Source organism: Sulfobacillus harzensis (assembly GCF_012933365.1).
Taxonomy (GTDB): Bacteria; Bacillota; Sulfobacillia; order Sulfobacillales; family Sulfobacillaceae; genus Sulfobacillus_B; species Sulfobacillus_B harzensis.
In genome coordinates this window covers 1-270 of the sequence record NZ_JABBVZ010000376.1, presented here as the reverse complement: position 1 = coordinate 270, position 270 = coordinate 1, and the positions used below count along the sequence as shown (strand labels likewise).

Annotated in this window: 1 protein-coding gene; it reads left to right on the top strand. The window is 57.4% G+C overall.

The window, feature by feature from the left end:
- Positions 1 to 193 precede the first annotated feature (193 nt).
- Positions 194 to 270: transposase DNA-binding-containing protein (locus tag HIJ39_RS25385; RefSeq protein ID WP_420824597.1), on the top strand; the 77-nt coding region annotated here is incomplete at its 3' end.

Below are 270 nucleotides of genomic sequence, written 5' to 3'. Positions count from 1 at the left end.
ACCCCACGGGAGCCGTTCTCCCGAAAGCCTTTTAGGGATTTATCAGTTATCCACAACCCGGGATGATAGTATCAGGATTTCTGCTGCGCCGTGGCGAAATGGGACCATATGGAGAAACGCGGGCAATCGATTGAACCGTGGGTATTGCGAGACCTGGGCGACGCGCAGTTCGGGGACGCGCGGTTGACCGCGCGTGTCGGTTGCCTCCGCATACCAAGGAGATTGGGCTGGGCTGAAGGCAGCCTATCGGTTTTTTGACAATCCCTCGGT